At 64.6% G+C, this 7,326-nt stretch carries 3 protein-coding genes and 1 pseudogene; 1 reads left to right on the forward strand and 3 read right to left on the reverse strand.

Annotation, left to right across the window (positions count from 1 at the left end; translation table 11 throughout):
* The 3 genes and pseudogenes from EN969_RS09860 to EN969_RS09870 form a co-directional block, all read right to left on the reverse strand.
* A partial coding sequence (locus EN969_RS09860; protein WP_164758203.1) for a ribulose-phosphate 3-epimerase occupies positions 1-413 on the reverse strand: 413 nt, incomplete at its 3' end.
* Between the two features lie 222 nt (positions 414-635).
* Positions 636-4,479, reverse strand: a pseudogene (locus tag EN969_RS09865) (hypothetical protein).
* A 10-nt stretch (positions 4,480-4,489) separates the two neighbouring features.
* Complete coding sequence (locus EN969_RS09870; protein ID WP_063169677.1) at positions 4,490-6,733, reverse strand: hypothetical protein; 2,244 nt, start codon at positions 6,731-6,733, stop codon at positions 4,490-4,492.
* Positions 6,734-6,946: 213 nt separating this feature from the next.
* Here EN969_RS09870 and EN969_RS09875 point away from each other — a divergent pair.
* On the forward strand, positions 6,947-7,326 hold a 380-nt coding region (locus tag EN969_RS09875; protein ID WP_164758204.1), incomplete at its 3' end, for an Hsp70 family protein.

Raw genomic sequence — 7,326 nt, forward strand, 5'->3', positions numbered from 1 at the left:
ATCAGGATCAGGTCGAGCCGGTCGAGCACGTATTCGACCACGCTTTCCGGCGTCGCCGGATTGAGCGACACACCGGCCTTCTTGCCAAGATTCCTGATGGTCTGCAGCGAGCGGTCAAGATGCGGGCCGGCCTCGGCATGGACGGTCAAACCGTCGCAGCCGGCCTCGGCGAAAGCGGCCAGATAGGGGTCGGCCGGGGCAATCATCAGATGGCAGTCGAAGAAGGCCTTGGTGCGGTTGCGGATCGCCTTGATCACTGGCGGGCCAAAGGTGATGTTGGGCACGAAATGCCCGTCCATAACATCGAGATGTATCCAGTCGGCGCCGGCTGCCGCTACCGCTTCGACCTCATCGCCGAGTTTGGAAAAATCCGATGCCAGCACCGATGGTGCAATCAGGGTCTTTCTGCTCATGGATGCGGCCTTTCCGAGTGTCCTTCTCGTTGGCCACCCTATCGACTGCCTAATGCGCCGCAGCCGACTTGTCGAGGGTGCAGGCGCGGTCGATGCGCAGGCTGGGACGCGTGCCGTTATCCGCGATCATGCTGCGGCCAATTCCCGCTTGTCCCCACAGCCGCGAAGAAAAACCCGCCGGATTGCTCCGGCGGGGTTTCTGGTCTCGTGTCGAGCAGGTGGTTATTGCTGCTGGAGCTTCAGGATTCTGTCTGGAACCTGGTCCTGCCGCTGTTCGACCTGCGGCCTGCGCCTGCAGCACCTGCTGCAGCAGCAGGCCGGGGTTCAGCTCCAGCGACGGTTGTCCGCGGACCGCCCGGCAGTTCGGGTAGCGCCCGATCGTGCCTTCCGGGCAGCGCCTCCTGATGATCGGCTGGCACTGGCCATCGATCATCTGCGAGCCCGGTGCGCATTCCACCTCCTGCCTGCGGCATGCGCCGTTGATCACCTCGGTGCCGCGCGGGCAGACACATTCGCCGCGCTTGTTGTGGACCTGGCCGCGTACGTCGCACTGCTCCTGCGTCGGCTGCTTGCGCCGGCAGGCATTGCCCCGCACCTCGGTACCCCTCGGGCAGACACAATTGCCGTCGGCGTCGTGGACCTGGCCACGGATGGTGCACTGGTCAGGCCTTGGCCGGATCGGGCGGCAGGCGCCGTTTCTGACCTCGTTGCCTTGCGGGCAGACGCAGTCTCCGTCCGCGTCGTGGACCTGGCCACGGATGATGCACTGCTCAGGCTTCGGCCGGATCGGACGGCAGGCGCCATTGCGCACCTCGGTCCCTCGCGGGCAGACACAGTCTCCATCGGCATCGTGGACCTGGCCACGGATCGTGCACTGCTCCGGCTTTGGCTGGATCGGGCGGCAGGCATTGCCCCTGATCTCGGTTCCCCTGGGGCAAACACAATCGCCATCCGCATTGTGGACCTGGCCACGGATAGTGCACTGCTCGGGCTTGTCGGTCCTGACGCACCTGCCGTTCTCGAGCCCGGTTCCGCGTGGGCAGACGCAGCGTCCGTCCTCGGTGCGGATCTGGCCCTCGAGCAGCACACAGCGTTTCGGCTGTTCCGGCTTCGGCACGATACCACCGCCCGGCGAGCACTGGCCGTTGCGGTAGGTGGTGCCTTCGGGGCAAACGCAGCGGCCGGCATCGTTCATGACGAAGCCTTGCGAGCATTCCTTCCTCGTCTCCTGGCTAATGGTGAAGGGATGGCAGGCATAGGCCTTGCCGCGATCGCCCTGCACATTGGTCTGATCGCCGCCAAGCACGTCGCCACCGCCCTGCACCCGTGTGTCGGGAGACAGCACGCCGACGCAATTCTGGCCGCTGACATTGCCCTGCAGATTGGCCAGGCGGCCGTCGTCGGGAATGACCACGGTGACATGGTGTACCCGGCTTTCGCCGGCGCCGAGCGTCAGGTTGGCAATGCAGGACGCAGGCAAGGTTGCCGGTTCCGGCGAGCAGCCGAAGGGCGGATCGATCGAGGTGATCTCAACGCCTTCCAGCCTGCCGAGCCCCTCCACGCCGATCGCATCGCCGATGCGGACCGGCCCGGAGAAGGCGGTCGCTCCGTCATTGATGATGGTGATCTCGAACGAGCAGGGTTGGCCGAGCCTGCATTCGCGGTCGCCGGTCTTTTCGACACGGATGGTCGAAGAACCGCCGCCCTTGGCGCAGGCCTGGCCAAAGGGATAGACGACGTCGTCGCCCGGCGCAGGCCCATAGGAGCCGCGCGCGCAGTTTTCGAACGCGCCATTCGCCGAGACCGTCACGTCGAAGTGGCGGCTGGTTCCAGGTGTCATGACGGCACCGGGAATCTGGCACGACAGCGCATTGGCCGGAACCGGTCCGCACGCCCATTCCGCGCCGTCGGGGGTGACGGTCTGGATCTGGACGGGCGCGCCGCCGGCCACCAGCGTGGCGGCATCGTTGACCCGCACCGGACCGGTGGGGGCAGCGGTGCCAAGGCTGGTGACGGTGATGCGGCAAGAGACGACCGCGGCACCGGCGAGCGAGCCGTTGCACACCTTGGTGATGCGCAGGGTCGGCTTGCCGCCATTGGGATGACGGAAGCGTTCCTTGGCGCAGGCCTTGTTGTTGGTGAGGTCGTTTTCCCCGGGGATGGGCTTCACCTCAGCGCAATTCTCGACAGTGTCCGACTGGTAGCCGGCCGGCATGACCGCCTTCACGAAGATCGGCGTCGAGGCGCCCGCAGGCAGCGAGATGCCGGCATTGTCGCAACGGAACTGGCCGGGGCCGTTCGGTCCGCATGTCCAGGGCGGGTTCGGGCCGAAGGTCGAGGACGACGGCGCGCCGCCGGGATAATTGTCGATGACCGTCAGCGGTCCATTGTAGGTGGCGCTGCCGTTGTTGATGATGTCGATCACGAAGGTGCAGATGCCGTCGGCCGAGCAGACCGGGACGCGGGCACGCTTCTTCAGGATCAGGTCGACCTTCTTCTCCACCGGCGGCCGGCAGTCGCGGTCACGGTCGCCGCGCCGGCAGATCGGGATCGAGGCACAGCCGCGATCGTTCGACTGGCTGCCGAACAGCGGCTTGCCGCTGGCGCCATAATTGTAGGTGGCGCAGTTGCGTAAAGCACCGCCTTGCCAGCCTCCGGCCGGCTTGAAGCCGAGCTTGAGGTCGACGGAGGCCCCCGGATTGAGCGTGGTCACCGGATAGGTGCAGGTCATCGGGGTGGTTCCGGGTACGCAGACCCAAGGTGGATTTGGCCCTGAATCGAGCGTCGAGCCGGCCGGCAGCGTCACCTCGTCGAGCACGATCTTGCCGTGGTAGGCTCCGGTGCCGACATTGGTGACCCTGATGGTGAAGTCGCAGCCGCCGCCCATCGTGCAACGCGTCACGTCGGCGCGTTTCTCGACCTTGAGGTCCGGCTCCTTGTCCCTGGGCGGGCACCTCTGGTCACGCGGGATGACGATGTCGATCGTCTGCGTGCAGCACAGGCCCCAGCCTTCCTTCGGACCGGCATAGGTTTCGATGCCGGTGACGATGAGGTGGATGACGTCGCCGGGCGAGGCACCGACGATCTTCCAGTTGAGCACACCGCCGCCCGCCGGCACCAATTGGGTATCGGGGATGATGTTGATGCCGGGCGTGCTCGTCGACACCTGCACCCACTTGCCGCCCATCTCCGGGCCGACCGGCATGTGATAGATGAAGGCGCCGCCGCCGGGCACGCAGTCGACCGTACCGCGTTCCACCTTGAAGCATTCCTTGCCGGGAGGTGGCGGTGGCGGATTGCACTTGGTGACGTCGATCTTGATCGAGGTCTTCACGCCGGTCTTGAAGTCACCGTCGTCGGGCTTGCTCGGATCCTGCGATGGGATGATGGTCCCGGTGCCCGGTCCGGCCGTCACCTTGATCATGCCCTGGTTGTCGACGATCGTCGGCGCGGGAAATGCCGCACGATCGATCTTGGCCGTGATCGCGAAGTTGATCACACGCTCGTTGGCAGCGCCGACGCCGTCGACATCGGACGTGGAGATGCGGAAATCGGAAACCGTGGCAGTATCGTTCGGATTTGCCGAAGTGCTGATCGTTGCACCCGGCAGTGGTCCGCCGGACGAATCCGTGCCGTCGCCGGACACGTTGACGTTGATGATCGCAAGGCCGTGCGGAAGCTGGTCCTTGAAGTCGATCCTGACCTTCTTCAGCCTGGCCTCGAGGCTCGGGTCGGCAAGGCCCTGCGGATCGCCGCGCAAGCCGAAGCTCAGCGAGTAGACGACGTAATCGCAGCCTCTTTGAACGCCTGTCTTGGTGAAGAAAGGCACCACCTGGTCAGGCCTCGGAGTGACGACGCGCGAACTGTCGAGATCGAGCTTCAGCTCCGGGGTGATCGAGGCAGCGTCTTCTGCAAAGCCTTGCACCGGGGTGAACGTGGCGACCGCGATACCGGCCGCCATCAGCCAGCGCGCGCCGCGCCTGGCGTATGACAGGGGTTTCATGATCGTCTCCATGACGGTTGTTTGGGCGTTCGTTGCGAGCGGGGAGAGTGCGAGATTTTTCATCTTCCCCTCCTCAACGTTCGCAGCTGGCGGCTGGGGTTCTGAGCGGCAAAGTCATCTTGCAGCAAGGGTAATAGCCACCCTTGTCCTTGTCGGACTTCCTGTAGAAGCAGAGCCCGACATCGACTGTGTCGCCCGGATAGTGGCCGGTGATGTCGATCGTGTAGGGCTTGCCGGGCGCATGCGACTGGGATGATGTCACCCCGACGCCTGGCGTCCTGGACTGGACCTTGATCGAATCGCCGCCGAAGCCGGCATGGTCATGGAGATAGAGATCGGCCTCGAGGCCGGAAGGCGTGCAGTAATACTGGACGTCGTCGACGTCGAGACATGGAGGCAGGTTGCCGGGTGGTGGGAAATCCGGCGGGTAGAAGGGGGGCAGGTAGCCGCCCGGGATTTCCTCGTAATAGCCGGCGCGGCCCTCGCAAGGGTGCCAGACGGCAACATCGCCGACATGGCCCTCGACCTCCGGGTCTTCGAAATAACCGTCGAAGTCGACGAACCATGAGCCGAAGGGCGGCACATTGGCCGGCTTGACCAGCTCTTTCGGCGTGATCTGCACACCGTGTACGGCCAGCGGCCCGCCGGCTGCGAGCTGTTCGGCGAGTGAAGGATTGTCGCGCAGCTTGTCGCCCGTGTTGACCAGCGTCTGCGTGCAGACGGAGCTGTCGAGATTGCCGTCGGCATCATAGCCATATTGCAGATCAAGACCGCCGGCCGACTGCCGGTTGCCTTGGGGGAAGCCGACCGCATATTCCTGCGGCACTTCGACCCAGACCGATTCCGTTTCCGGATCGTCCGGGTTCTCCCGGAAGTAGCGGATGACCTCGCCTTTACCGGAATCGGCGAACTGGCCGTAATCGTAACGGTTTTCGACCGGACCGCGCTGGGCCAGGTACATGAAGCCGCTGTTGTCGAAGGCGATGTCGGTGACGGCGTAGTCCTTGTCGGCCCTGACCGTCAGTTCCCAGCGCGGGTCACCGGCAAAACTGCCGTCGCGGGCGATGCCCACCGACCAGATTTCCGACTTTTCGCCGACCGAATAGTAGAGCCGGCCGCCATGGTAGGAGACACCCCAGACGCGGCGCTCGTCCTGCGTGTAGCCCCAGCTGTCGGGGTCTTCGCTATCGAAGGCGGCACCTTGTATGTCCATCACCGAACCATCGTCGGCGACGGGAGCGAGCCCATGCGTGGGCCGGCCGGCAACGCCGTGATCGAAGCTGTCGATCAGTCTGCCTTCGGCGTCGATGCGATGGATCAGGCCGGTGTCGAGATCGGACGCAAAGAACTCGCGGTGAGTGGCGTCGAAAGTGAGATTGCCGATGCCGGGACCGCTGTTGGTGTCGATGTCGGCGAATTTGGAGACCTGGCCGGTGATGCCGTCGATCTTCCAGACGGTGCCCGGCCCGCCACCGTTTTCGGTGCCGAACTGGCCATCCATGAAGGTGGCGCCGGCAGCGCCGCGGCGCTGCCTCTCGGGGCGGCCGTCATCGTCGGCATCCGGGGTGACGATACGGATGCCGTGCAGCGAGGTGGCGCCGGCATAGAGATTGGGAATGCCCGATGGAACGCCGTCGCGCACGCCGTCATCATAGGTGACGCCGAACACCTGGCCGATCTGCTCCGCCGTCACCTCGAAGGGCGGCGGCGTGTTGACCAGCTGGCCGGAGGCTGGGCCGCCCAGATGCGAAACGTCGAACACGCGCAAGGTGGCGCGCGTGGGGTCGATGAAGGTTTCGTCGACCGGATCGACGCCGGGCGGCAGGCCCTCTTTTTCGGAATCAGGGGGGTCGAAATTGGGAATGATGGTGCCGGAGAATCCGGTCACCGCCATCGAGCCGGGATAGATGATCCGGGTTTCCTGCGCCTGCGCGGCGCCCAGCCACAGGCCGAGTGCCAGCGCCAGCAACCCGCCTGGATGCACAGCACGGCGCAAGCCGCCATCAAGAGACGACACGAACGAGCCGCGGATGCGAGACATGACACTACCCCCCGTAGTCGACGGGAGAACGTCGGGGCTGGCCGCGCAAATCAGGGCAAGGCGCGGCGGTCCGGCTCGTTCTTCCCTGATCGAATTGTCTGCTTTCCTCAAGACGACGATACGCCTGGTCTTACGCAGGGTCAACGGAATCAGCGGAAAGCCCAGCGCATCGACCCCGTCCCGAAGGCGGTGGTCGCGCCGAGCTCCTGTTGTTCCCGGAGACCGCAGAGCCTCTGGGTTATTGGTCATGGGGGCTTCCTTTCCGGGCCGCACCATGCGGCACCTAGAGATCAGTCGCGGGCGGAGATGGAAAGGTTCATGGAAGGCCTGCGCAGAATGCTTGCGCGCGATGCCGCCTGTTCTTATATACGCGCCAAGCCGTTCGGCGCCGGAATGCCGGTTGCCGGAACGGGATTTCTTGTGAACAGGGGCTTTCGTCGGAACGCCTGTACGGGTCCTGAGAGCCTGCTTAGCGGAGAGACTAGAGAAATGGCAAAAGTAATCGGTATCGATCTCGGCACCACCAACTCCTGCATCGCCATCATGGATGGCAAGGAGCCCAAGGTAATCGAGAATGCGGAAGGCGCGCGCACGACGCCTTCCATCGTCGCCATCTCGGGCGACGACGAACGTCTGGTCGGCCAGCCGGCCAAGCGCCAGGCGGTCACCAATCCTGAAAACACCATCTTCGCGGTCAAGCGCCTGATCGGCCGCCGCTATGACGATCCGGTGACGGAGAAGGACAAGAAGCTTGTCCCCTACAAGATCGTCAAGGGCGACAATGGCGATGCCTGGGTCGAAGCCGGCGGCAGGAAGCAGTCGCCCTCGCAGATTTCGGCCATGATCCTGCAGAAGATGAAGGAGACGGC

This window comes from Mesorhizobium sp. M7A.F.Ca.CA.003.01.2.1, from assembly GCF_003998945.1.
Taxonomy (GTDB): Bacteria; Pseudomonadota; Alphaproteobacteria; order Rhizobiales; family Rhizobiaceae; genus Mesorhizobium; species Mesorhizobium ciceri.

Bases quoted from the DNA above. Each gene is read 5' to 3' on its own strand.
- EN969_RS09870 (WP_063169677.1), bottom strand. From the start codon at position 6,733: ATGGTGCGGCCCGGAAAGGAAGCCCCCATGACCAATAACCCAGAGGCT.